Origin of the sequence: Klebsiella michiganensis (genome assembly GCF_015139575.1) — a bacterium.
GTDB classification, from domain to species: domain Bacteria; phylum Pseudomonadota; class Gammaproteobacteria; order Enterobacterales; family Enterobacteriaceae; genus Klebsiella; species Klebsiella michiganensis.
In genome coordinates this window covers 3,825,766-3,849,728 of sequence record NZ_AP022547.1, presented here as the reverse complement: position 1 = coordinate 3,849,728, position 23,963 = coordinate 3,825,766, and the positions used below count along the sequence as shown (strand labels likewise).

General features: G+C 52.5%; 20 protein-coding genes and 1 tRNA gene. 12 read left to right on the top strand and 9 right to left on the bottom strand.

Annotation, left to right across the window (positions count from 1 at the left end; translation table 11 throughout):
• Window positions 1–22: 22 nt before the first annotated feature.
• The 5 genes from JLG71_RS18210 to JLG71_RS18190 all read left to right on the top strand — a co-directional run bounded on the left by JLG71_RS18210 (window position 23) and on the right by JLG71_RS18190 (window position 9,127).
• A complete protein-coding gene (locus JLG71_RS18210; protein ID WP_064358356.1) occupies window positions 23–1,459 on the top strand; it encodes a TolC family outer membrane protein in 1,437 nt (478 codons plus the stop codon).
• Window positions 1,456–3,603, top strand: coding sequence for a type I secretion system permease/ATPase (locus JLG71_RS18205; protein WP_046877472.1), 2,148 nt, complete (start codon window positions 1,456–1,458; stop codon window positions 3,601–3,603). The genes JLG71_RS18210 and JLG71_RS18205 overlap by 4 nt, the downstream gene beginning before the upstream one ends.
• Window positions 3,600–4,805 (top strand): HlyD family efflux transporter periplasmic adaptor subunit, encoded by a 1,206-nt coding sequence (locus tag JLG71_RS18200; protein ID WP_048263201.1) that lies wholly within the window; start codon window positions 3,600–3,602, stop codon window positions 4,803–4,805. Before JLG71_RS18205 ends, JLG71_RS18200 begins: the two co-directional genes overlap by 4 nt.
• Before the next feature lie 197 nt (window positions 4,806–5,002).
• Window positions 5,003–8,146: a glycosyltransferase gene (locus tag JLG71_RS18195; protein ID WP_200913733.1), complete on the top strand. Its 3,144-nt coding sequence runs from the start codon at window positions 5,003–5,005 to the stop codon at window positions 8,144–8,146.
• A gap of 42 nt (window positions 8,147–8,188) precedes the next feature.
• Entirely contained in the window at window positions 8,189–9,127 is a 939-nt protein-coding gene (locus JLG71_RS18190; RefSeq protein ID WP_064358354.1) for a hypothetical protein, read from the top strand.
• 13 nt (window positions 9,128–9,140) lie between these two features.
• On the opposite strand, the gene JLG71_RS18185 is transcribed toward JLG71_RS18190, so the two are convergent.
• From JLG71_RS18185 to rlmI, 3 genes are all read right to left on the bottom strand, one after another.
• Window positions 9,141–9,842 carry a helix-turn-helix domain-containing protein gene (locus JLG71_RS18185; RefSeq protein ID WP_032749730.1) on the bottom strand — a complete coding sequence of 234 codons (702 nt, stop codon included), beginning with the start codon at window positions 9,840–9,842 and terminating at the stop codon, window positions 9,141–9,143.
• A 458-nt stretch (window positions 9,843–10,300) separates the two neighbouring features.
• Window positions 10,301–10,618, bottom strand: coding sequence for a heat shock protein HspQ (hspQ, locus tag JLG71_RS18180; protein WP_009651933.1), 318 nt, complete (start codon window positions 10,616–10,618; stop codon window positions 10,301–10,303).
• 60 nt (window positions 10,619–10,678) lie between these two features.
• Window positions 10,679–11,881 (bottom strand): 23S rRNA (cytosine(1962)-C(5))-methyltransferase RlmI, encoded by a 1,203-nt coding sequence (gene rlmI / locus JLG71_RS18175; RefSeq protein WP_009651924.1) that lies wholly within the window; start codon window positions 11,879–11,881, stop codon window positions 10,679–10,681.
• Window positions 11,882–12,072: 191 nt separating this feature from the next.
• Here rlmI and JLG71_RS18170 point away from each other — a divergent pair, with 191 nt between their 5' ends.
• The 3 genes from JLG71_RS18170 to yccX are packed head-to-tail and all read left to right on the top strand — an operon-like array spanning window position 12,073 to window position 13,763.
• Window positions 12,073–12,627: a YbhB/YbcL family Raf kinase inhibitor-like protein gene (locus JLG71_RS18170; protein WP_014228676.1), complete on the top strand. Its 555-nt coding sequence runs from the start codon at window positions 12,073–12,075 to the stop codon at window positions 12,625–12,627.
• Window positions 12,628–12,643: 16 nt separating this feature from the next.
• Window positions 12,644–13,432 carry a helix-turn-helix domain-containing protein gene (locus JLG71_RS18165; protein ID WP_200914319.1) on the top strand — a complete coding sequence of 263 codons (789 nt, stop codon included), beginning with the start codon at window positions 12,644–12,646 and terminating at the stop codon, window positions 13,430–13,432.
• Window positions 13,433–13,481: 49 nt separating this feature from the next.
• Window positions 13,482–13,763 carry an acylphosphatase gene (gene yccX / locus JLG71_RS18160; protein WP_004849561.1) on the top strand — a complete coding sequence of 94 codons (282 nt, stop codon included), beginning with the start codon at window positions 13,482–13,484 and terminating at the stop codon, window positions 13,761–13,763.
• Here the strand turns inward: yccX and tusE are convergent.
• Both tusE and yccA read right to left on the bottom strand, forming a co-directional pair.
• Window positions 13,760–14,089, bottom strand: a complete 330-nt coding sequence (gene tusE, locus JLG71_RS18155; RefSeq protein ID WP_004849563.1) for a sulfurtransferase TusE — start codon at window positions 14,087–14,089, stop codon at window positions 13,760–13,762. The two genes, yccX and tusE, sit on opposite strands and share 4 nt — an antisense overlap.
• A gap of 88 nt (window positions 14,090–14,177) precedes the next feature.
• On the bottom strand, window positions 14,178–14,837 hold the full coding sequence (yccA, locus tag JLG71_RS18150) for an FtsH protease modulator YccA (RefSeq protein WP_004100829.1): 660 nt from the start codon (window positions 14,835–14,837) through the stop codon (window positions 14,178–14,180).
• 267 nt (window positions 14,838–15,104) lie between these two features.
• Here yccA and JLG71_RS18145 point away from each other — a divergent pair, with 267 nt between their 5' ends.
• From JLG71_RS18145 to JLG71_RS18130, 4 genes are all read left to right on the top strand, one after another.
• The gene (locus tag JLG71_RS18145) at window positions 15,105–16,733 is read left to right on the top strand and encodes an ABC transporter substrate-binding protein (protein WP_200913732.1); all 1,629 of its coding nucleotides are present in this window, start codon (window positions 15,105–15,107) and stop codon (window positions 16,731–16,733) included.
• Between the two features lie 141 nt (window positions 16,734–16,874).
• Window positions 16,875–16,962, top strand: a tRNA-Ser gene (locus tag JLG71_RS18140).
• 326 nt (window positions 16,963–17,288) lie between these two features.
• Window positions 17,289–18,080: an ATP-grasp domain-containing protein gene (locus JLG71_RS18135; RefSeq protein ID WP_148851918.1), complete on the top strand. Its 792-nt coding sequence runs from the start codon at window positions 17,289–17,291 to the stop codon at window positions 18,078–18,080.
• A gap of 53 nt (window positions 18,081–18,133) precedes the next feature.
• Window positions 18,134–18,592 carry a hypothetical protein gene (locus JLG71_RS18130; protein ID WP_148851919.1) on the top strand — a complete coding sequence of 153 codons (459 nt, stop codon included), beginning with the start codon at window positions 18,134–18,136 and terminating at the stop codon, window positions 18,590–18,592.
• 245 nt (window positions 18,593–18,837) lie between these two features.
• Here the strand turns inward: JLG71_RS18130 and JLG71_RS18125 are convergent, their stop codons facing one another.
• From JLG71_RS18125 to JLG71_RS18110, 4 genes are all read right to left on the bottom strand, one after another.
• Window positions 18,838–20,130 carry an HAD family hydrolase gene (locus tag JLG71_RS18125; RefSeq protein WP_200913731.1) on the bottom strand — a complete coding sequence of 431 codons (1,293 nt, stop codon included), beginning with the start codon at window positions 20,128–20,130 and terminating at the stop codon, window positions 18,838–18,840.
• A gap of 441 nt (window positions 20,131–20,571) precedes the next feature.
• Complete coding sequence (locus tag JLG71_RS18120) at window positions 20,572–21,984, bottom strand: OprD family outer membrane porin (RefSeq protein WP_064358350.1); 1,413 nt, start codon at window positions 21,982–21,984, stop codon at window positions 20,572–20,574.
• Between the two features lie 50 nt (window positions 21,985–22,034).
• Window positions 22,035–22,793 (bottom strand): SIS domain-containing protein, encoded by a 759-nt coding sequence (locus tag JLG71_RS18115; RefSeq protein ID WP_049083501.1) that lies wholly within the window; start codon window positions 22,791–22,793, stop codon window positions 22,035–22,037.
• Window positions 22,790–23,956, bottom strand: coding sequence for a glycoside hydrolase family 88 protein (locus JLG71_RS18110; RefSeq protein ID WP_032749727.1), 1,167 nt, complete (start codon window positions 23,954–23,956; stop codon window positions 22,790–22,792). Before JLG71_RS18110 ends, JLG71_RS18115 begins: the two co-directional genes overlap by 4 nt.
• Between the last annotated feature and the right edge of the window lie 7 nt (window positions 23,957–23,963).

Sequence of the window (23,963 nt, the reverse complement as noted above, 5' to 3'; positions counted from 1 at the left end):
TGAATTCTGAAGGGTAAATTTGATGCGTCTATTTAAACAAAAAAGGAATGTCATAACCTGCGGCTATACCGCTCTCTTTATTGCTTTGAATCCGCCGTTTTCAGGTCATGCGGAAAATTCATACTTAATGCCGAATGATATTAGCAGCCAGCGTTTAACCGATAGCCAACAGGTCGCGGGGTACAATGAAGAGATTATTAATAGCCAGACCCGAATATCCGGCCCGCTGGATATTAAAAAAGCGGTAAAAAATGCGGTCAACTGGCATCCGGCGATTACCCAGGAGGTCAGCAAACTCCAGGAAATGGCGCAGAAAGTTGACGTGGCGAAAGCCAAATATTACCCGCAAATTAGTGCGGGTATGAATAATGGTTATAGTAATACTTATTCTGATGCCGGATATACGCCATCGCTGGTCGTCTCGGTATCGCAAATGCTTTACGACTTCGGCAAAGTGTCCAGTTCGGTCAGAGCCGCCGACTCCGGCGTGGCCCAGCAGCAGGCCACCGTCATGCTGAATATCGACCAGGTCGCTCACGACACCGCCGCGGCGGTAGTGCAGGTGCAGGGCTATCAAAAGCTGGTCGACATCGCTAAAGCGCAGGTCGATTCGCTTAAACAGATTGGCGATCTTATTCGCCAGCGCAACGATGCGGGGGCGTCATCATTATCGGACGTTGTGCAGACCGATACCCGCGTGGAGGGCGCGCAATCTACGCTCCTGCAATATCAGGCGGCCCTTCAGCGCTGGAAAGCCACGCTCGCGACCTATATCGGCATCGGCGGCATTGACACGGTGACGGATGACCTTCCGCAGGGGATGGACGCCGCCTGCGCGGTATCCAAAATCGATTACCGCTCTGTTCCGGCGGTATTAGCGGCGCTGGCCCAGGCCGGCCAGGCTCAGGCTCAGCTGGATAACGCCAACGCGCAAATGCTGCCGACGATTTCCCTTGAGCCGGAAGTCACCCATTACCTCAACGATAACTACGCCAACAGCGCGGTACTGAATAAAACGCAATACTCCGCCTGGGTGAAAGTGCAAATGCCCATCTATCAGGGCGGTGCGATGACCGCCTCCCGCGACGCCGCCCAGCAAAGTCTGGCGGCGGCGAATGCGGCGATCAAAACCGCCCAGCTGGACGCCAGCCAGAAGCTGAACGCCTCTCGCGATGAAGCGGTTAATCTTGCCCAGTCGCTGGGGATTCAGAAACGTCAGCAGCAGTTGGGTGAGCAAACCCGGGCGCTGTATCAGGATCAGTATCTTCAGCTCGGCTCGCGGCCGCTGCTGGATCTGCTCAACGTCGATCAGGAAATTTACCAGGCCAGATTTAGCCAGGTCCTGACGGAATCACAACTGCGTTCGCTGGAGCTGGACTGCCTGTTCAGCACCGGCAAGATGCGCTCGGTGTTCGCGCTGGAAAAGCAAAATATCCAGGGCGTGGAGATCCGCCCATGACCTCACAAAACGAACGCGCCGGGATACCGCATTTGCTCGATTGGTCTAATGCGATTGCTTTTATTGCCAACCACTATCGACAAAGCTTTTCTCCCGGCACGCTGCACGCCGCCGCCGAGTGGGCGACGCAGAAAACCCTGCCGGAGGCGCTCCGGCACCTGGCGCGCCACGCCGGGCTAAACTGCCAGTTTTTATCTCCGGGCGATGAGAAAATGTCGGCCTGGCGGCTACCGCTGGTCGTCCAGCTGCGCGACGGGCAAGTCGCCGTGCTCGAAAGCTTTGACGTTAATAACGCCGTCGGGGTGCGGTTTGTGAAGGAGCTCGCGCTGCTCAGCTACTGCCCGCTGGAAACCCTGCTGCCGGAAATTGAAAAGACCATTGCGTTTCGCCCGTCAGCGCCGGAAAGGGATATTCGCACCGAGAGCTACCTGGCCCGCTTTCAGCCGGACTGGCTGCGCAAAATTGTGCTGAAAGATATTCGCCCCTATCTGCACGTGATGCTGGCGTCTTTTGCCATAAACGTTCTTGCGCTGAGCGGTATTCTGTTTTCGATGCAGGTTTACGATCGGGTGATCCCGGCGCAGTCTTATCCCACTCTTTATGTCCTGTTCAGCGGCGTATTGCTGGCGGCAGTATTTGCTTTTGTGCTGAAAATTATGCGCGGGCACGTCACGGATCTGCTCGGCAAACGCGGGGATATTCGCGTTTCTGACCGGGTCTTCGGCCACGCGCTGCGCCTGAAAAACAGCGCGGTACCGCGCTCGACGGGGAGCTTTATTTCGCAAATCCGCGAGCTGGAGCAGGTGCGCGAAATGATGACCTCAACGATGATGACCATCGTGGCGGATTTACCGTTCTTTTTGCTGTTTCAGGTGGTGCTGTTTATCGTCTCGCCGTGGCTAAGCTGGATTGCGCCGGTGGCGACGATTCTGATGATCCTGCCCGGCCTGCTGCTGCAGCGCAAGCTCGCGGCGCTGGCCAATAAAAACCAGCATGAAAATACCTTGCGTAACGCCATTCTGGTGGAAAGCATTCAGGGGTTGCAGGACATCAAAATGATGCAGGCGGAAAGCCGCTTTTTGCATCAGTGGAATAGCTATATTGCCATTACCGCCGAGTCGGGGGTCAAAACGCGCAGGCTCACCCACGGCCTGGTCAGCTGGGGAATGTCAGTGCAAAACCTGCTCTATGCCACGGTGGTGGTGGTCGGCGCGCCGCTGGTGATTAATGGCGACATCACCACCGGGGCGATGGTGGCGGCATCAATGCTCTCGACCCGCATGGTGGCGCCGATGACCGCGCTGTGCGGCGTACTCGCTCGCTGGCAGCAGGTGAAAACGGCGAAGGCCAGCCTTGATAACCTGATGGCGCTGCCGGTCGAAGGGGGGCAGGACGAAACCCGGGTTCACCGCGCCGTGCTGCACGGCAACTACGAGTTCCGGCAGGCGGAATTCCGCTACGGCCTTAACGATGCCGCGATCCCGCTGCGTATCAACCAGTTATCCATTAAAGCCGGCGAGAGAATCGCCATCCTTGGGCGAATCGGCGCCGGTAAATCGACCCTGCTGCAGGCGATGATGGGCAACGTCGAGCTGGTTTCGGGCGAGCTGCGGCTGGATGATTTAAGCCTGCCGCAGATCGACCTCGCGGATATTCGCCGCAACGCCACCTTGCTGACCCAGGAGGCGCGGCTGTTCCACGGCACCCTGCGCGAGAACCTGATCCTCGGGCGACCGGCGGCGACGGATGATGAAATCTTCTCGGTGCTTACCCTGTGCGGCGCGCTGGAGTTTGTGCGCAAACTGCCCCTCGGTCTTGAACACGTCATTATGGAAGGCGGGCTGGGGCTTTCAGGCGGCCAGCGGCAGTCGCTGCTGCTGGCCAGGACGCTGCTGCGCGATCCGAACATTATCCTGCTCGATGAACCGACCTCGTTTTTCGACGAGCGAACGGAAAAGGCCTTTGTGGAACAGCTGGCGCAGTGGGCCGGCGATCGAACGATGATCATCGCCACGCATAAAGCGGCGGTGCTTAATATCGTCGACCGGATCCTGGTTATCCAGGACGGGCAGCTGGCGCTGGATAAACCCAAAGCAACGGTTTTTGAGCAAGAGAAAGCCCGCGGCCAGGTGGTGAATATATGAATAAAATCCCCCTGATGGCCGATCACGACCCGGTGGCGCTGCTGCCGGATAGCGAAGAAGACGAGGCGAAAATTGTTAAATCGCGGCGGCTGATTCTCCTGCTGGCCGTTATGCTGCTGGTGGGCTGCGTCTGGGCATGGTTCGCGGTACTGGACGAAGTCTCAACCGGTACCGGAAAAGTGATCCCCAGCTCGCGGGAGCAGGTGATACAAACCCTCGACGGCGGTATTTTAACCGAGCTGAACGTACGGGAAGGCAGCAAGGTACAAGCCGGACAGGTTGTGGCGCGCCTCGATCCCACCCGCAGCGAATCTAACGTCGGCGAAAGCCAGGCGAAATATCGCGCCTCGCTGGCGGCGAGCATTCGCTTAACCGCCGAGGTGAACAATCAGCCGCTGGCGTTTCCCGACTCCCTGAAAGCCTGGCCCGCGCTGCTGGCGGAGGAGACGCGTCTTTACCATAGCCGCAAAGAGCAGCTGAGCAAATCGACGCGCCAGCTGGACGAGTCGTTAAAACTGGTGAATAGCGAACTGGCCATCACCGAAAGGCTGGCGAAAACCGGGGCGGCGAGCAATGTCGAAGTGCTGCGTCTTCGCCAGCAGGTCGCGGATATTAGTTTTAAAAAGATCGATCTCAATACCCGCTATTTTGTTGACGCGCGTGAACAGCTGTCAAAAGCCAATGCCGACGTGGCCAGCCTGGCGGAAGTGATAAAGGGGCGCGCCGATTCGGTCACGCGCTTAACCGTCCGTTCGCCGGTGCAGGGGATCGTTAAAAATATTAAGGTCAATACGATTGGTGGGGTTATTGCGCCCAACGGCGAGCTGATGGAAATTGTTCCGGTCGATGGCCGGTTATTAATCGAAGCGCGGATTTCACCTCGTGATATCGCTTTTATTCATCCTGACCAGCAGGCGCTGGTGAAAATTACCGCCTATGATTATGCCATCTATGGCGCGCTGAACGGCGTGGTGGAAACCATATCGCCGGATACCACTCAGGATGAAGCTAAACCGGATGTTTACTACTATCGGGTGTTTATTCGCACTGACTATGATTACCTGGAAAATAAAAGCGGCAAGCGTTTTTTAATTGGCCCGGGAATGATTGCCACCGTTGATATTAAGACCGGCGAAAAAACGGTCATGGATTATCTGGTCAAACCGTTTAATCGGGCAAAAGAAGCCTTAAGGGAACGTTAATCAACGGGCGAGCTTCTTATCGGCTACGGGCCATCGCCGTTTGCGGTCCGCCAGCCCGGACAAGACGCGTTGAGCGCCGCCTCCGGGGAGTGTGCCGGGCCGAGCCATCGGCGCAATATCTAAAATGGGTTTGTATGCAGTCTCTGATAATAATTTTTAAACATTCAACGCATTCTTGAATAAACGGAGAGGGGAAGATGGCGCTAAGTGATTTACTGCAACAAGCCTGCTTTCAGGCGAAAAAATTAAAATCCACCGTATTGCCCTCTGACTATCCGGCATGGGTAATCTTCTTTAGCGTCAGCGATGGCCAATCACGCGCGCATATGCATATTTCTCGCGGTACCAGCTTCGATCTCGCGTGGCTGGCGGGGGCCAGAGCGCTGCAGGAGTGGCGTAAAAAACAGGACAGCGAACCGCAGTGGCTGCGGGTTGACGTCGTGGACAGCGTGGAAAAGCTCAGCTGGCAATCCCTCAATGAAAAATTCATGGTCACCAAGCGTAACTATTTTCGCTTTGGCCTCGCGTTTGACCCGCAGTTTAATTGCGCAATGCTCGAGCAGGAAATTGCCGGCAACGCGCTGCTCTACGATGGCGATAACGGCGTCGTGGCGCCGAATAGCGTCAATCTGGAAAACTACGCCCGGCGGCGGTTTAAACAGACGCTTAGCTGGCCGCAGGATCCGCAGCAGCCGCTCTGGCGCTTTAAAACGCAGGGGATCTTCTGCGATCGTTTTGGGACAAAAGTAATGGAGCAGAGCGGGCGAGGTTCCGGCTATCGCGTTATCGGGGAAAACTGGCAGGACGAGTGCCTCGCCGAGGTGATTAAAAAAGGCACCGATTATCTGGCCCGTCAGGTAAAGCAAGACGGCCTCTACCATTACGGCTGGTTTCCCTGTTTCGACCGCCCGGTCCGATCCTATAACGCGCTGCGCCACGCCAGCTCCACCTATTCGCTGATCGAGGGCTGGGAAGCGACCCGTCAGCCGTCGGTTCGTCAGGCGATAGACCGCGCAATTGCGTACCTGGTTAACACGCTGATTGAAGTACGGACGCTGGACGATGGCCGCGAGGCGGCGTTTCTCTGCGACGTGGGCGATGAGATCAAGCTCGGCGGTAACGCGGTAAGTATCCTGGCGCTGGTGAAATACACCGAAACGACCGGAGACCGGCAATATCTGCCGCTGATGGCGCAGCTGGCGACCGGCATTGCCTTTATGCAGGATCCGCTCAGCGGCCAGTTTGTTCACGTATTGAATAGCCACGATCTGTCGCTGAAAGCCAAATTCCGCATCATTTATTACGATGGCGAAGCGGCTTTTGCTCTTATGCGCCTGTACGGCCTGACCAAAGCGCCGCAGTGGCTGGAGATGGTGGAAAAAGCCTTCGCCTATTTCATTAAAAATAAGCACTGGCAGCACCATGACCACTGGCTGAGCTACTGCGTTAACGAGTTAACCCGCTTTCGCCCGGAAGAGAAGTACTTTCGCTTTGGCCTGAACAACGTGCGCGATCATCTTGATTTTGTGCTGCATCGCGTCACCACCTATCCCACGCTGCTGGAATTAATGATGGCGGCGTCTGAGATGGTGACCCGTCTGGACGCTTCGCCCGAGCATCGCCATCTGCTGGCAGATTTTGACCAGCAGAAGTTCTGGCAGGCGCTGGAAGTTCGGGCGCGCTATTTGCTGAACGGCTTCTTCTGGCCTGAGCTGGCGATGTTTTTTAAAAATCCCGCACGGATCGTCAACAGCTTCTTTATTCGCCACCACAGCTACCGCGTGCGTATCGATGACGTCGAGCACTACCTTTCCGGCTTTATCGCCTATCAGAAATACCATTTAGCGGCAAAAAAGCCGCTGCTCCCGCAGGACGAAGCGCCGCCGTCGAATAACGCGATCCCCGTTTTTCTGCTGGAGACGCTGCGCGACGTCGGCAACGGTATTGAGGTGGCGGCCATGCGGCGGGCGAAGCTCTTTACCGAACATTTGCGCACCGTGCCCTGGATAGTTACCGCGACGTGGAATCCCGAATTGTCCAGAGCGGTGCGGGCGCTGAAAGCACGCGGCGCGCTGCCCGAAGAGGTGCCGGTTTATAACCTCTATGAGTGGCTCAGCGATTGCTTTGAGATGAACGCGATCGCTGCGCTGGCGCCGCTGGTGGGCAATATCGAGCTCAGGCATGCCGTCAATCCCGGCGCGGATGTCGCGGTGGGTAAACACAACTTCCTGCTGCGTCCGCAGGGGAGAATCATCGAAGACTACATTGATAGCGCCGGTAATATTCTGCTGCGCAAAAGCTTTGACGAGAAAAAGGGCAACGTGCAGCTAAGCCATCTTGAAATTGCCCTGGCGGGCGGTGAAGTCAAACGCTTTGCTCAGGAAGAGGCGTTTTATGCGTGGATGCTGGAAACCCGGCTGGCGGAAAAAGGGCGCTGGCATTTTATCGTCGATAAAAATAAAACGTGGAAAAGCTTCGTCTGCTCGCGGCCCGCACAGCGTATGGCGTGTACGCTTAGCGCGATTATTCACTCCCATCATCAGCTGTCTAACGGCGCGCTGAAAAGCTCCTACCGGCATATCCTCGAACAGCCGGAGCTTGTCGATCGGCTGATTGTCCTCACCGATGAGCAGTGGCAGGACCTGCAGCTGGAGGGCTTCCCGGCCGCGCGGATGGCGGTGATCCCCAATCATCTCGATAACGGTAATATTCCGGCGAACCCGCAGAAAACGCCGTCGCAGTCGGTCATTTATCTGGCGCGCTACTCGGAAGAGAAGCAGCATGCCTTGCTGCTGAACGCCTTTCGTAAAGTGCTGACGGCGATCCCCGATGCGCAGCTGTACACCTACGGGGTCGGGCCGCTGCGGCGCAGCTTAAGCGCGCGGGTGGCGGAGTGGGGGCTGGAGAAGGCGATCCATATCAACGGCTTCACCTCCGACATCGCGCAGGCGCATAAAACGGCCTGCTGCACGGTACTTTGTTCGACTCAGGAGGGGCAGTCTCTCTCCGCCGTGGAGGCGATGGCCTACGGTACACCGCTGATTAGCTTTGCCATTAAGTACGGTCCGCGCGACATCCTGCAGGACAGGGAGGCGGGGATTCTGGTGCCCTGCGGCGATGAGGAGGCCCTGGCGGCGGCGCTGATCGCCGTTATCTCCGACAAGTCGCTGCAGCAAAGTATGCAGCAGGCCGCGCTGCGCAACGCCCAGCGCTACTACGGCAGCGCTATCGCCGGACGCTGGGCGGCATGGCTGCAGACAAGCGAGCGTCAGCTGGATGCCGGCGCGGAGCGCGGAAACGGGCTGGAAAAAAAGCGTCCTCGGGCGGTTAACGTTGGCTAACCGTCAGCGCCTTTTTTATTCCCGCGGCCCTCAGGCGTGGCGATGAGGCGAGTCATCGCGCTCCTGCTGGCATCCTGCTGCTGTTCGCCGCTGCTGGCGCGCGATGTGGTGCAGGTTTCCCGCTGCGTTCCCGGCTCTTTGCTTCATGGGCATAGCCTGGAAAAAGCGCACGTCGTGGATGACTTTCATATTTACTACAGCCTGCAGGGTAGGGACGCCCTGCAATATCCGCAGGATAGTACCGGCGAGGGCGTGCCGGATGTCGTGAAAGACATTGCGAGCCAGCTCCAGGCTGCGAAATATCTCTACACCTCGCTGCTGGGCCTGCGCTCGCCGCTGCAGCAGAAAATTTATCGCCAGGCCCGACAGATCAACATCTACCTGCTGACGCTCCCCAAAGGTCACGGCCTGGCCTTCGATCGGGTGGCGGCAGAAACCATGGGTGACGGAACGGCGCTGCCCTGCGGCTTAAAAATTGTCCTTAACGCCGCGCTGCGGCCGGCGCGCAACATTACGCCAGCGCATGAATTATTCCATTTGTATCAATACGGCTACGGGGTTTTTAAACAGAAATGGTACCTGGAAGGTATGGCGCGCTGGATGGAAAATGCCTTCAGACCTGCGCAGGAAAGAGTCGTGCCTTCACCCGGGGAGGTTACCTGCGAGAGCAACGTTTCTCGCGGCTATAGCGCGGCCACCTTTTGGGCCAGCTATGCGCAGCAGGCGTTTGCCGCCACGCTAGTGCCGGATAACGCGCTGGCGTATCGCTATGTCGACGGCAGCCCGGTGTTTCAAACCCGGACGGTACCCGGCGGCGCGATGCTGGCGCCTTTTTTTCAGCAGCTTGCGCTCAGCAGCCGGCGCATTTCTGGTGAAATGAAGCTGCCCAATATCCGCTGGAGTGAACAGCAGCAGCGCGACGGGCGGTTCAGTCGCCTGATTTGCCAGGCGTTAGCCGCGACGGCGCAGAATAAAAAATAAGCGGTATGCATACTCATTCTGCTGGCTGCGCGGGCCCGGATTTTGAATAAAGCCTGTTCATCTTTTCCGGCAGATCAATAATATCCGTCAGGATGCCGCGCGATAAATGGATATAGCCGTCACTCTTCAGCTTCGATAATACCCGCATGATGCCGCTGCGGGACAAAAAAGAGTGGTCCATAATATAATTCACAGCGGTGATGTTATTCTTAATTGCATTTGGTTCATCAATAAGTTCGAGCAGATGGGTACGTATAATTTCGTATGCGGAGAGTTGTGATATCGTCATGCAATGGGCATAGACTTTGGCCGAACTATAATCCTGCAGCATCGCCAGCGATTGCCAGAGATGATATTTGACGACCTGCTCATGAAAAAAACGTTGTGGAATCAAAAGCAAGCGCGATGTTTCTTTCGTTTTAACATACAGATGGCGGGTATATGCCAGCTGGCAGCTGGCGCCAAAAATAAACGGTGCGCTTTCAGCATTAAGGATCATCCCATCGCTTATGCGGTTTAACGCCACGCTCCCGTCGAATAAAATGAGGCACTGTCTTTCACCATTCCGCGTCAGGCTGATGTTGCGTTTTTTGCTGATGGTGCAGGGCGTATGCTCTTTAGCGATTATCTCAATCAATTTTTCAATATGATCGGTGGGCTTCACGACTTTGCTTAAAATTTCATCGCGGAGCAGCGAGTGATTATTCCTCTTCATTGTTACCCTTTTAAAACAATGAGTTGAAAATATTATTGAATGGATATTGTACGCGTCTAATAATCAATAATATGCTTTCTGTTGGCAACTTATCGAACATTGCCAGGATTATTTTCCTGCTATAAATTACGATTTGTAATCTAAAACCTGTAATTCATATTAGTCAATATAAATTGATTTTTTTTATTGTTTTTTTAAGCCAGGTAGATCTTTTTTTGCGGCTGGTCTTTTTGCGCAAAAAGTCATGTTATTGCGCGTGAGGAATTTCTCGCTTCGTTTTTGATTTTTTAACGCGGCGATAAGCGGAGTGAGTCAGATAGGTATATGTGTTTATTAAATAAAAAAGCGCGGCGTTTATTTTTTATCCTATTTGCCGCATACGCGGCGGCAAGGAGGAGATGAAAATAGCCAACGGGGTTTTAAACCTGGCGGAATCCAGGCGTAAAACCCACAAATGACTAGTTGCGCAATCGAGGCGCCTGCAGCTGCTGGCGAATGGTTCTGGCCAGTTCGTCCAGCGACGGCTGTTCAGGATGTTCGTCGCTGGGCTCGCTGCTCAGCTGCGCTTCTGCGAGATAAGTGTGAATCGGCTGGCCATCATCGTCTTCCATCACCACATGATACCAGGGCGCAAGGCGCAGTTCGTCATTAGCGGCGATTTCATCCTCTTCCGGCTCCGTGAGCGAGTACTCGGGATCGACATCGACGATCACGCCCAGGTAGCCCAAAAGCGTGTGGCGAACTTGTTGGCCGATACCGAATTTGCTGGCTATCATAAGCACCTCCTGGGAGACATGATTACCTGCTATATGCGGGCCGATTCTCCACTTTTCAAGTTACATGATGCGGCAAGCAAACCCTTTCAGATACAGTCCTTCGGGGTAGGTTGCTATCACCGGGTGGTCGGCAGCCTGGCGGAACTGTTCTATAAATTGTACATCACGTCCGGCATCCAGGGCGGCATCGGCAATGATTTTCTGAAATAAATCGGTGGTCATCAGGCCGGAGCAGGAGAAGGTCAGCAGGACGCCGCCGGGATTCAGGAGCTGAATCGCCAGCATGTTGATGTCCTTATAGCCGCGGCAGGCGCCCATCAGCTGGCTTTTGTTTTCAACAAACTTCGGTGGATCCATCACAATCACGTCAAACTTTTCGCCGGCGTCGCGATATTTCCGCAGCAGCTTGAAGACGTCGTCGCGGATGAACTCCGCTTTAGACAGATCCAGCTTGTTCAGCTCAACGTTCTGCTTTGCGACGTCCAGCGCCTCCTGCGAGGTGTCAACGCTGACAACCTGACGGCAGCCGCCCATCAGCGCGGAGATGGCAAAACCGCCGGTATAGGAGAAGCAGTTCAGCACGCGCTTATCGGCGACGTAGCGACGGGTCGCCAGGCGGCTGTCGCGCTGGTCAAGGTAATAGCCGGTTTTGTGGCCGCCCTGAATATCTACCAGCAGCTGCATACCGTGCTCGGTAATCGGCAGCAGGGCAGGCGGCAGTTCGCCGACAACCGGCCCCTGCGCCAGCTCCAGCCCCTCTTTTTTACGCACCGCGACGTCGCTACGATCGTAGATAGCGCAGTTCGGAAACAGCGTTTGCAGCGCGCTGACAATCGACGCCCGCTGGTATTCGGCACCGGCGCTCAGCAGCTGCAGTACAAAAAAGTCGCCAAAACGATCGATGGTCACGCCCGGCAGGCCGTCGGACTCACCGGCTATCAGGCGATAGCTATCGAGCCCGTCGCGGGCCGCCAGCCACTCGCGCCAGGTTTGCGCCTGCTGCAGGCGACGTTCGAAAAAGGCGTTATCAATGGCTTCATTGCGATCGAAGCTCCAGACGCGGGCGCGGATCTGTGAAGACGGCGAATAGGCGCCGCGGGCCAGCCATTTTCCCTGCGAATCAACGATATCGATGGTCTCACCTGAACGAGCCTTACCTTCCATCCGGGCGACGGCGCCGGAGAAGATCCACGGATGGCGACGCAGCAGGGATTTCTCGCGTCCTTTGGTTAACACTAAGCGGGGGAAAATGGAGTCTGTCATGGGGCTACCTTTAAGCAACGGGAATGTCGGCACCGAAAAAATGGCGCGTAGATTAGCACATGTGGCTGAGGCAAGCACCATTCCACCGGTATCGACAAGTGAGCGTTTCGGCACAAAACGCAGGCGCTTTGGCACAATAAAAAACATGCCGGGATCTTACAGTATTTCCTCACCTTACGGAGGAAAATACGATGAAAACAGGATTGAAGGTCGCAGCCGCGATGATGGTTATAATGAGCGGGACGGTGATTGCCGCGCCGTTTAGCGTCAGCAGCGCGGATATGCGCGACGGCCAGACGCTGGCGCAGACGCACTGGTTTGGCGGTTTCGGCTGCACCGGCGGCAATATTTCACCGCAGATCGCCTGGAAAAATGCTCCGGCGGGTACCCGCAGTTTCGCGGTGACCGCTTACGATCCGGATGCGCCGACCGGGAGCGGCTGGTGGCACTGGACGGTGGTGAATATTGCCCAACAGGTGACTGGCTTAGCCGCTGGCGCCGGAGACAAAAATAACGCTAAACTGCCCGCCGGGGCGATACAGGGGCGCAATGACTTTGGCTATGCGGGTTTTGGCGGCGCGTGTCCGCCCGCCGGAGATAAACCGCATCGCTACCGCTTTACGGTATGGGCGCTTGATACCCCGACGTTGCCCATTGATGGCGAGGCCAGCGGGGCGTTAGTCGGATTTATGTTACACAGCCACGCTATCGCCAGCGCGCAGTTAACGGCGCTGGCCGGAAGATAATAAAAAGGGCGGCATGATGCGGAACATCCATTTTCACCATAACGCGTTAACGGCGGCGGAAATCACTACCCGTCGTTTATGCAAACTGCACCGCGTCACGCTGTTCTCGCCCGCGATCTGCCGGGTAAACCGCGGCAGTAAGGTCATTGTGCAGGGCGCCAGCGAGATGCTGGCAACGCCGCAGCAGCTGATTATTTTGCCCGCCGAGGTTGAGCTCGAGGTGATTAATCAGCCGGAAAACGGGCTGTTTTGCTCCGACCTGCTCTCTCTCACGCCGGAACTGCTGGCGGATTTTAAGCACCGCTATATGAGCGAGCCGCAGACCGGTCGTCTGACGTCGCTTTGCGCGCCGCTGGCGACGGAAATGTCGTTTATGTGGCAAAGCGTCCTGCGGGCGGTACGGGAGGGGCTCTGCGCCGAGCTGCAGCACCATCAGGCGATGGGATTGCTGCTGGCGCTGTATCAGGCTGGTTACGCCGGGCCGCTGCTCAACGAGCGGCGCGAGGACATAACCGGTCAGGTCAGGCAAATTATTATGCTGTCGCCTGCTGAAGCGTGGAGCGTGGCGAAAGTGGCTAAAATGCTCTTTCTTGGCGAATCGACGCTGCGCCGTCGTTTGCAGCAGGAGTCCCGGAGCTTCCGCCAGATCGTGGAAGAGGTCCGTATGGCCTACGCGCTGGGGCAATTACAGTCGACGTCGCGACCCATTGGCGACATTGCGCAAAGCAGCGGCTACCTGTCAGGCTCGCGCTTTAGCGCCCGTTTTCGTCAGCACTATGGATTATTACCTAAGCATGTACGCTGACGGAATTTGCTATCCTCTGTATTGAGTCATTGGCCGAAAAGGGGGGAACATGGCAACGGTTTGCACGATGGCGTGGGTATACGGCTCCGTTCAGGGCGTCGGGTTTCGCTATTCGACCCAGCGCGAGGCGCTGCAGCTTGGATTAACGGGATACGCGCGCAATCTCGACGACGGCGGCGTGGAGGTTCTGGCCTGCGGAGAACCGGACCAGGTGGAGAAACTTATTGCCTGGCTGAAGGCCGGTGGGCCGCGCAGCGCGCGGGTGGACAGGGTTCTGACCGAGCCCCATCAGCCCACCAGAGAGTGGCAGAAATTCGCCATTTTGTATTAGATGCATTTAACCGGTTTAGGCAGTCCGGCGATTTTTGTCGCCTGCTTAGCCGGGCCTTTCGGGAACAGGCGGTAGAGATAGCGGCTGTTGCCTTTCTCTTCGCCAAACTTGTTCGCCATGGCCTTCACCAGCATACGAATCGCCGGTGAGGTGTTAAATTCCAGATAAAAGTCGCGCACAAAGCGCACCACTTCCCAATGCTCAACGGACAGGCTGATGCCCTCCTGCTCAGCGATAACGGCCGCCATCGCTTCGTTCCACAGGGTTGTGTCCTTCAGATAGCCTTCGCTATCGGTCTCTATTTCATTGCCTTCAAAGATAAACATGATTCTTCACATACCGCTGAAAATGGCGGCAGTGTAGCAAAAAATAAGGCCCCGCATAAGCGGGGCCTGAGTACAGACGGGGAGAGGATTAGTCTCTGCTGGCGAAGCCAAGGATGCTCAGCAGGCTGACGAAGATGTTGTACAGCGAGACGTACAGGCTAACGGTCGCGCGGATGTAGTTGGTTTCACCGCCGCGGATGATGTTGCTGGTCTCAAACAGAATGGCGCCTGAAGAGATCAGGATAAACACCGCGCTAATCGCCAGATGCAGAGCCGGCAGCTGCAGGAAAATGTTGGCAACCATACCGATAAGCACGACCACCACGCCCGCCATCAGCATTCCGCCGAGGAAGGACATATCTTTACGGGTGGTCAGCACGTAGGCCGAGCAGCAGAAGAACACCAGCGCGGTACCGCCCAGCGCCAGGCCAATCAGATCGCCCATACCCGCAGACAGGTAGGCGTTAAGCATTGGCCCCAGGATGTAGCCCAGAAAACCGGTAAAGGCGAACGCGGAAATGATACCCGTTGGCTTATTCGCGGTTTTATAGGTCAGGAACATCAGGCCGTACATACCGACCAGCGTCAGAATCAGACCCGGAGAAGGCAGCATCAGCACCGTGCTGGCCGTCGCCGTAATAGCGGAAAATGCCAGCGTCAGGCTAAGCAGGAAATAGGTGTTCCGCAGAACTTTGTGCGTGCTAAGTAGCGATGAACGGTCTCGCGACGATGTAATTATACGATCCATGAGTCACTCTCTTATGACAGATGTAATTAATAACGAAGCATAAAAAAAACAGGGCCTAAGCCCTAATGCTTTTACCCATCTTTACTCAAAGTCAGCGGGCTGAATGCAGCACATTATTCCAGGAAAATCGGGATAAGTGGCATTTTTATTTGTTCGCCTTCCGGAGTCAGATCGAAATCTGATAACTCACTGAAAAATATTGCGTTATAGCCATTCTGCGACTAACTCTGGAGAGGGTACTCACGAAGCGTAACAAAGGCAAGGGATATGAAAACACAAAAATATAATCACATCACACGCGTACTGGTGGCCGTCGGTCTGTTCTCCATGGTCATCCCGGCGCTGGCCGCTCAGGTACCGCCGGGAACGGCGTTGGCCGAAAAGCAAGAACTGGTCAGAAATAACGGCAGCGAACCGTCGTCGCTGGATCCGCATAAAGTGGAAAGCGACGTTGAAAACAACATTATCAGCGATCTTTTTGAAGGGCTGGTCAGCGTATCGCCAGCAGGAGAGATTGAGCCCCGGCTGGCGGAGAAGTGGGAGAATAAGGACAACACCGTCTGGACGTTCCACCTGCGTCCCGGGGTGACCTGGTCCGACGGTACGGCGATTACGGCGCAGGATATTGTCTGGAGCTGGCAGCGTCTGGTGTCGCCGCTCACGGCGTCGCCTTACGCGAGCTATCCCGGCAATATGCATATCGTCAACGGGGCAGAGATAGCGCAGGGCAAAAAAGCGCCCGAGACGCTGGGCGTCAAGGCGCTGGATGATGCCACCTTCGAGGTGACCTTAACTCAGCCGAATGCGGCGTTTTTGGCGATGTTGGCGCACCCGTCTCTGGTTCCGCTCGATAAAGTGCTGATATCGCGCTACGGCGACAAATGGACCAAACCGGAGCATATCGTAACCAGCGGGCCCTATAAGCTGTCGCAGTGGGTGGTGAATGAGCGCATTGTGGCCGAGCGCAATCCGCGCTACTGGGATAACGCGCATACGGTCATCAATAAGGTGACCTACCTGCCGATAAGTTCTGAAACCGCCGACGTCAACCGCTATAAGGCGGGAGAGATCGACATCGTGTATACGGTGCCGATTAATCAGTTTGCCCAGCTCAAAAAAACCATGGGCGATCAGCTGGATGTTTCGCCGCAGCTGGCCACCTACTATTACGAATTCAACACCACCCGGCCGCCGTTTAACGACCCCCGCGTACGACGGGCGCTCAATATGGCTCTCGATAAAGACATTATCGCGGAGAAGGTGCTGGGGCAGGGGCAGCGTCCGGCCTGGCTTATCAGCCAGCCTGACATCGGCGGGGTGAAGCTGCACAATCCCGAGTACGCCAGCTGGCCGCGCGAGAAGCGTATCGCCGAGGCGAAAAAGCTATTGAGCGAAGCCGGGTATAATGAGACCCATCCGCTGGTCTTTAATCTGCTCTATAACACGTCCGAATCTCACCAGCGAATTGCCATCGCCGCCAGCTCAATGTGGAAAAAGAACCTTGGCGTTGAGGCAAAGCTGCAAAACCAGGAGTGGAAGACCATGCTCGACGCCATGCATACGCATAATTTTGACGCCGTGCGCTACGCGTGGATAGCCGACTATGACGACGCCGCGACGTTTCTCAATAACTTCCGCACCGGCGACAGTGAAAATACCAGCCAGTACAGCAACCCGGCCTACGATGAGGCGCTGCGCAATGCGGCAAAAGCCTCTGACACGACGGCACGGGGCAAGTTCTACCAGCAGGCGGAGGATCTGTTAGGTCAGGATGTTCCGGCCATTCCGGTCTATCACTACGTGCGCACCCATCTGGTCAAGCCATGGGTAGGGGGATTTACGCCGGATAAGCTGGGGTATTACTACACCAAAGATATGTACATCAAAAAACATTAACGCGAAGAGGGCGGCTTGCGCTGAAAATCTGCGCAAACTGCCTGAATTTCAGACGAATAACGCGTTTTTGTTTAATTTTAAGGCAGTTGAATAAATTGGTGCTTTACAGCCTGAACAGAGGTGTTTATAGTGCGCCTCATTGGAAGCGTGGCCGAGCGGTTGAAGGCACCGGTCTTGAAAACCGGCGACCCGAAAGGGTTCTAGAGTTCGAATCTCTACGCTTCCGCCAAATTCTAAATAAAATCAATAGCTTGAAGAATGGTTTTGATTTTATAGTGCATAAAGTAGTACAAAAAGCCCGTTTATACGGGCTTTTTTACATCTAAAGTCCGTCCTTTGCTCAATAAATACCCTTTCAAATACTCATCATTCAGGTGAGGGCTAATGCATTTCGAAGCGGGCTCTGTAAAGACGTCAGTGAATAATCCCCCCGGCGTTAAGTCATTTAACACACTCCGAGCAGATAAACAGGCGAGTATATAAATTATACATCACTGCCAATAGAGTGTTACGTTACCCATAATATAGACAAATATTAAGAAAAGGATAGGTTTCATGCAAATAATTTACCCAAGTGATTATTTTAATCTGAATAGAGTTGATGAAAATTATGAGGATGAATTCAACTGTGCAAGTGACAACGGAGTAAAATGTGTTTTGCTATCATCACAGCATTTATTAGATAGCAAAATTAAACTTTCAGGAAACCTTGAGGCGCATGCACCAGTTATTTGGCGAGGCTGGATGCTTAAACAGAAAGAATATAAAACATTATACAATACTGTTAAAAGTCATAGTGCGGAAATGTTAGTTTCTCCTGATGATTACGCTTCTTGCCACTATATTACGGGCTGGTACGGATCATGTAGTGATTATACACCTGAAACTATTTTACTTACTGAGAATGATGATTTCGAAAAAATCACATCACGATTAAAATGGCCTTCATATTTTGTTAAAGACTATGTTAAATCACTTACGACATCGCGTGGTTCGATAGCGAAAAATGCCGAGGAAATACAGGGGATTTTAGCCCATATTAAACAATATCGCGGAGAAATAGAGGGTGGTGTCGTGCTTAGAAAGGTTGAGGACCTAAAACCCGAAACAGAACGTAGATATTTTTCATTCTATGGAAATGTCTACTCTGCTGATGATGTTATCCCTGCTATTGTTCATGAAATAGCGAAGCATATAGGCTCCCCTTTTTTCTCAATAGATATGGTTGAGACAGCTTCATCCAATCTTCGTTTGATCGAAATCGGCGATGGGCAAGTTTCAGATATCAAAGAATGGGACGTCCAAAAATTCGTTAAGATGATTGTAAAGACCAGCGTGTCTGGATGAGTATGTTTTAATATCAGCCTGGTTTTAAGTCTTCAGGATATGAGGCTCAAGGTATGAATAAAGTTAACAATATATATACTTGTTTTTTTAAATTGCTTGGTAAAAAAATTATCAAGTATGAAACGGCCGAGATTTATTTTGATGACTGGGAACCCTGGAATGATTTACCCATAAGAATCTACTTTGATGGAGGTGAGGTAATCTCTATTGCCTGGTCTAAATTTGATGAACTATGGTTAAGTAATGATCTAACACTTCCGTTTTCGATTGAGTATAATCAAGTTCGCTGGGTGACAAATAGTCCAAAAGAAATCAGGGGATGTCTAAATAACAGGATATCATCGGTAAAACTTGGTGTGGATTATTTGGTTATTGAAAATAATAAAATAGAAGTATTTACACATTTGTTGGTTTATACAACTAACGGAATTTTGGATGTGTTTAATAATCTGGATGAAAATGGTTATTCTTTGACCTCAGGTTTTTATGAAAAAACAATGGATGTTGTATAGAGGACTTATGTCATAAATTGAATGTTGTTATTAAAGTCGCTGGATTTAATATGTTCATGCTTAAAAAGGAATGTTTGATTATACTGCGTAGTATTATGATTTTTAATCCTTTAAAAATATCAACGTCAGGCGTTATTATAAATAATGTACTATGACAAGGTCATGATGTTATATTTAAAGTAATTAATATCATTTCACTAGCAATGCCCCCGTTTCAAGTAAGAGGCATTGCTGTAAGTCGATACCTATGGTAAAGATACTTTGTTATTAGTGCCCATCAATATGCTACTTTGTGATGGTAAAAATTCCCCTTTATTTTCATCTCTTCCTTGTAATAATATTTTTGCATCATCTTTATTATAGTCACGAACGGCTTTAGCTGATAACTCACCGATAATGGTGTCAGATGAGCGTAGCCGGTTAATAATAAGAACTAACTTTGTGTCATTAAAGTCGGACATCATGTTTTGATCTCCTTCGCTATCGCCAGCAACTAATATTGGTCCTGTATTTTTGTAATGTTGTTGTATAAATTTCTTTATGGTTTCGGTTTTACCTTTACCTTGCGTCTGGGGATAGTATGGATCGAGGCTGTGAGTCAATCTACCTTCTTTATCATATAAGGGATGCATTGCATAGACATGAGACTCAGGAACAGAAAAACCATATTTTTCTGTAGTAACGATGCTTTTTATCACATCTAAAGCAGAAGCGGAAATGACATAAACATCAACACCTGCCTGCTGTAGGTTTTTATATAATGTCTGCATTTCTGGGATCAGCCTGAATCCATTTTTCCATGTTACTGATACGATACCAGCTCGGCCTGCCATATCTGCCGGGCTTACCCATGTCACCTTTCCGATAGGCTGGTTATTTTGCCACTCAATAGTATCGTGCACTAAATCAGCTACTTCTTTTTTGGACATGCCAGAAAAGAGATACGTCACCCATGGATAAGATACCTCATGGTCGAATGACCCACCTATTGCATCATATACATATCTCATTTTCACTATAAAATTCATATAATTAGAATTTTTTTTAATTTCATCAAGCGTTTTATTACCCGCAAATCCGCTGTAATTATTGTATAGCCATGTGTAGCTATCAATAATGTCTTGACCAATGAGGTTTATATTAACCGGTTGATGATTTTTATTATTATAATCCGAGTTAAAGTTTGAAGGCGGTATATCTTTGTAAATTATCTCTTTCAATATCTCAGGTTTCATCGAAAATTTAAGGTTTTCTAGTTGATAGATAAGCGTTGCCTCTTCGATATCCAGAAAAGCTGTTGTGTTGTCAAAATCAAAAACAGCATATAAAGAATGCGCTGGCTTCTGCTTTGCTTCTTGAATGAGCCTGTCAATTTTTCTTGAGTTGAACTCGTCCCAATTGCCGGTAACTATTTGCTTTTGTTTGGGAATTGCAGTTTCTAAATTTTGTGACACTTGATTTGTGTTACTGGCACTGGCCGTTGTTCCATATACTCCAAAAAATACGGATAGTAGTGCATATATTATTGTCATTTTCATGATTAATTCCTTTTTTAGGGTGCATTACCATCTGTAGCAAAAAGTAAAAGCTAGCTATATCAAAAATTGGCATCCTGATCATGAATGTGATGGTTATCATATTTTATGAATATATGAAAATGGTGAGGGAGTAAGCCAGAATTATCTACAGAGAAATGTTTAGTATGACAAGGTAGCAGGTCAAAAACAGTTCGAACTATCTCCGAGTGTTATTTTAATGTCACTTATCTATCTACGGCTAGTCCTGATGGTTCTTTTGCTTTCTTCGGCATCGTGCAAGCCGGTCATACAAACCCCGAGCTCTTTAATCGCTCGGGGTTTTTTCTTATGTGCCGCTATTCTGTATGCCATTCGGTTGAGTAACCCGCTCTGGCCGTTTGAAGCTGACAGGTGCGGTTCCCCTCGCAAAGTCCCCCTCATGCGCTGTTGAGGGGGGCGGGCTCAGAAGATATTGATGCTGTAGCCGACGATAAACTTCACGTCGTTACGATCGGTTTTATAGTTGCTGTCTGTCGCCCGGAAGAGCGCCGGGAGCAGGGTAAAGGAGAGGCCTTTCGCCATGCCGTCCGCCACCAGATAGCGAGCGGAAAGATCGAACGACACCATGTTCCCGTCGTACTTTCTCGCCGAACCGGTTTTACTGACATCGCTAACCACGTGCCAGCCGTAGGTTCCGGCACCGCCCAGGGTTAACTCCGGTAGATTAAGATCGGCAAAGTTATAACTCACGCCAAAACGAACCGCGCGGGCGCCGGAAACGTTAAAGTCTTCCAGCTGCGACAGCGTCGGCTGATAATCACGCTTATCGGAGTTCGCCCACGGGGTTAAGCGGAAGTTGTAATCTCCGGTGTTCGGGGCGTAGTTCTGACTATAGCCAAGGGACCACACGGTGTTGTCGTGGCTCAGGTTAAAACCAACCCCCACATAATATTCCGTTGCAGGATCTTTAATTTTCGACAGATCTTCAATGTAGCGCGCACCCTGGTAGAAGAGCTTACTCTGCAGGGAGACATCCTTTGTCAACGTATCGTGACGCTCTACCTGTGCCTGCCAGTTGCGACGGTAGCCTTTACCTTCGCCATAGCCCACGTCAAGCACGGTACTGCCAAAGTTATAGACTGCGCCCACCGTGTGAATGTAATCGATGATTGCACCGGCTTTAATGGTTTTGCCGTTGTCATCGAGTCCGGCGGCGTTGTTCTGGTGCCAGGCCGTAGTCATCGGTTTAAAATCACGGCTCCAGTCGTTCTTGAAGCGGTCGGCCCAGGCGTAGGTCAGCCTCAGTTTGTCGAGGGTCAGGGCACTGTCAAACCCGCGAAAAGCGTGAGGGTTGAGGCCCCAGCTGCTTTTTACGGTACCGGAGTTAATGGGGGTATAGCCCGCGGCCAGCTTGAAGTTGGTGCCTGCATCGCCAAGGTTGAGCTTGAGTGCGGCAACCGACACGCTCATGTAGGACTTCTCGCACGGGCTGAACTTGCCCGGCTCGCCGCAATCGTAGTCGTAGTAAAGGATCTCCGACTGACCGACGGTATGCCCGAGCTTAATGTTGGCGTTGCCCCAGAAATCAAAGCCAATAACGTCCTGGTAATAGCCTGAAATATAGCTAATTGCCACGTTACCGGTCTGGTTCTGGATCCCGGCTGGACCCAGTCCGTATTTACCGGTCGCGGGGTCTTTTACAGCACGATGACGAATATATAGTGAGGTATTGAGATTTAATTTTCCTTCATCATAAAACGCTTTCTCAAACTGAGAAGGCGCTTCATAATCCGTTTCTTCTTCCGCAAAGGCATCTGCGGCAATAAAAAGAAACAGCGGTGTACACAGAGAAACTCTGAGTCTATGACTTGTCATTATTATATACCTTATAAAACCATGTATTATAGGGCGAGGGGATGTACTGCTTATTTAAAACTCGTGTTATTTATGAGCTCCGGGATTTGCGCACCGTATTTTTCGAGAAGATATTCATTATGTTTTGAGGAATTCGCAATGTTACCGCTCAAAAATACCGGCAGAGATTTATTTTCACTCCCCAGGTTCGCTATGATTTCCGCGAACAGGGTGTGCATAATAAATAGCCCGGTCATTGAGGAAACCGGCGCGAACGGCGTTGCATGCTCCGTAAGGGAAAGCACCGCATCACCGATTGGCACCTGGTTATCAATGGCGACATCCACGCAGTCCCGCAGCTTAAGGCCAGCCTTGTGCTTCGACGGTTGGGTCTCGGCATACAGAAAGCTGGTCAGCGCCAGGGTAAATGCCCCGTGCTGTTTTGCCCAGAGCGCTGCATCGACCGGAGCGGGGTTAATCCCGGAAGTTGAGATAACAATCAGCGCATCTTTACTGGTGATCGAGAATCTCTCCAGGTGCTCAGCAATATAGTCATTCTGTTTTTCATAATATGATGAGGCCGCCGCCCCCTGATGTAACATTAAAGGTTCGATAAATATTGGCCGAACCGGGGCGATTCCTCCGGCACGATAAAATACATCTTCAGCGAAAATATGTGAGTGGCCGCAGCCGAAAATATAAATTACACCTCCCTGGTTAATGATTTTTGCCAGTTCCACGGCGGTGGAAGTGATTTTATGGCTTTGCTGTTGAGTAATGTCGTTAAGTTTTTTCTGGACGATATCTAAATAGCTCTGAATCATTGTCATAACCAGTATCCTGACCATTGTGGTTGGTAGACTCGGTATAACGCTTCCATATAGAAGTAATCTCCCCAGAGATTACATTCATCGATGCCTTTACCGAGGGCATAGGCGTAAACACCATGTTTAAGTAAGCCTTCGCAGACATCATCATCGCGGGCAGACGCGCCGCGCATTAATGCCAGCAGACACTGACGCGCCAGTTTCTGGTAACCGGCATCCGGAAAGTGCTTATGCGCTTCCAGCAGGCCGCAGACCGCAATCGCCAGCGCGGAGCTGTCTTTCGGGGCGTCCGGATCTGCAGCCAGCAGCAGATCCCAGGCGGGAACGCCGTCCTCCGGCAGGTAGCGGAAGAAATACTCGCAGGCCTGCTGCCACCGTTCGTAGTGGTCGGTTTCGCCGGTAGCCGACCAGTGAAGCGGGATGCCGAGAATGGCCCACGCCTGGCCGCGGGCCCAGCAGGAGTTATCGCTGTAGCCCTGAAAGGTTTTCCCGTGCGAAGGCGCACCGCTTGTCTGGTCAAAATAGAAGGTATGGAAAGTGGAGCCGTCTTCGCGAAAAATGTTGTTGATGACCGCCGCATAGTGGCGTTCAGCCACTTCCCGATAACGTGATTCACCGCTGATCTTTGCCGCCACGTGGAGCAGGGGAAGGTTAATCAATGAATCGATAATAAGCCGGTACTCCTGCGGGTCGTTAAGCGTCCCCCAGGCCTGGATAAAACCGGCGCTGTGGTGAAAACGGTTTACCAGCAGATCGGCCGCCGCCAGAATAAGCGGGGTTAGCGCTTCGCGCTCCGTCAGTTTCCAGTACGCGACTGCCGACAGGCTATAAAGGAAGCCGATATCGTGGTGATCGAGGACGTGGTGCGCCGCCAGGCGGGCTTTAAAACTCGCCACATTGCGTTCAACGCCGTCCAGGTAGGCGCGATCGCCGCTGAACTCCCAGGCCATTGCCTGCATCCCGGTCCAGAATCCGTTGGTCCAGTCGTTATTCTCTTTCAGAACGTAGCGATTATGGATCGTGCAGGCTGAGGGGAATTTCTCGCCGTACAGACCCATGTTACGCGCGATGCGTCGCGCGCACGCCGTCAGCTCATCCCGACAGGCGTCGGGCGTGAGGGCAGGAAAGGGCAGCGGTGTGAGGCGATTCGACAGACTCTCTTTCATGATTTTT

Bases quoted from the DNA above. Each gene is read 5' to 3' on its own strand.
- JLG71_RS18210 (WP_064358356.1), top strand. From the start codon at position 23: ATGCGTCTATTTAAACAAAAAAGGAATGTCATAACCTGCGGCTATACC.
- JLG71_RS18205 (WP_046877472.1), top strand. From the start codon at position 1,456: ATGACCTCACAAAACGAACGCGCCGGGATACCGCATTTGCTCGATTGG.
- JLG71_RS18200 (WP_048263201.1), top strand. From the start codon at position 3,600: ATGAATAAAATCCCCCTGATGGCCGATCACGACCCGGTGGCGCTGCTG.
- JLG71_RS18195 (WP_200913733.1), top strand. From the start codon at position 5,003: ATGGCGCTAAGTGATTTACTGCAACAAGCCTGCTTTCAGGCGAAAAAA.
- JLG71_RS18190 (WP_064358354.1), top strand. From the start codon at position 8,189: ATGAGGCGAGTCATCGCGCTCCTGCTGGCATCCTGCTGCTGTTCGCCG.
- JLG71_RS18185 (WP_032749730.1), bottom strand. From the start codon at position 9,842: ATGAAGAGGAATAATCACTCGCTGCTCCGCGATGAAATTTTAAGCAAA.
- hspQ (WP_009651933.1), bottom strand. From the start codon at position 10,618: ATGATAGCCAGCAAATTCGGTATCGGCCAACAAGTTCGCCACACGCTT.
- rlmI (WP_009651924.1), bottom strand. From the start codon at position 11,881: ATGACAGACTCCATTTTCCCCCGCTTAGTGTTAACCAAAGGACGCGAG.
- JLG71_RS18170 (WP_014228676.1), top strand. From the start codon at position 12,073: ATGAAAACAGGATTGAAGGTCGCAGCCGCGATGATGGTTATAATGAGC.
- JLG71_RS18165 (WP_200914319.1), top strand. From the start codon at position 12,644: ATGCGGAACATCCATTTTCACCATAACGCGTTAACGGCGGCGGAAATC.
- yccX (WP_004849561.1), top strand. From the start codon at position 13,482: ATGGCAACGGTTTGCACGATGGCGTGGGTATACGGCTCCGTTCAGGGC.
- tusE (WP_004849563.1), bottom strand. From the start codon at position 14,089: ATGTTTATCTTTGAAGGCAATGAAATAGAGACCGATAGCGAAGGCTAT.
- yccA (WP_004100829.1), bottom strand. From the start codon at position 14,837: ATGGATCGTATAATTACATCGTCGCGAGACCGTTCATCGCTACTTAGC.
- JLG71_RS18145 (WP_200913732.1), top strand. From the start codon at position 15,105: ATGAAAACACAAAAATATAATCACATCACACGCGTACTGGTGGCCGTC.
- JLG71_RS18135 (WP_148851918.1), top strand. From the start codon at position 17,289: ATGCAAATAATTTACCCAAGTGATTATTTTAATCTGAATAGAGTTGAT.
- JLG71_RS18130 (WP_148851919.1), top strand. From the start codon at position 18,134: ATGAATAAAGTTAACAATATATATACTTGTTTTTTTAAATTGCTTGGT.
- JLG71_RS18125 (WP_200913731.1), bottom strand. From the start codon at position 20,130: ATGAAAATGACAATAATATATGCACTACTATCCGTATTTTTTGGAGTA.
- JLG71_RS18120 (WP_064358350.1), bottom strand. From the start codon at position 21,984: ATGACAAGTCATAGACTCAGAGTTTCTCTGTGTACACCGCTGTTTCTT.
- JLG71_RS18115 (WP_049083501.1), bottom strand. From the start codon at position 22,793: ATGACAATGATTCAGAGCTATTTAGATATCGTCCAGAAAAAACTTAAC.
- JLG71_RS18110 (WP_032749727.1), bottom strand. From the start codon at position 23,956: ATGAAAGAGAGTCTGTCGAATCGCCTCACACCGCTGCCCTTTCCTGCC.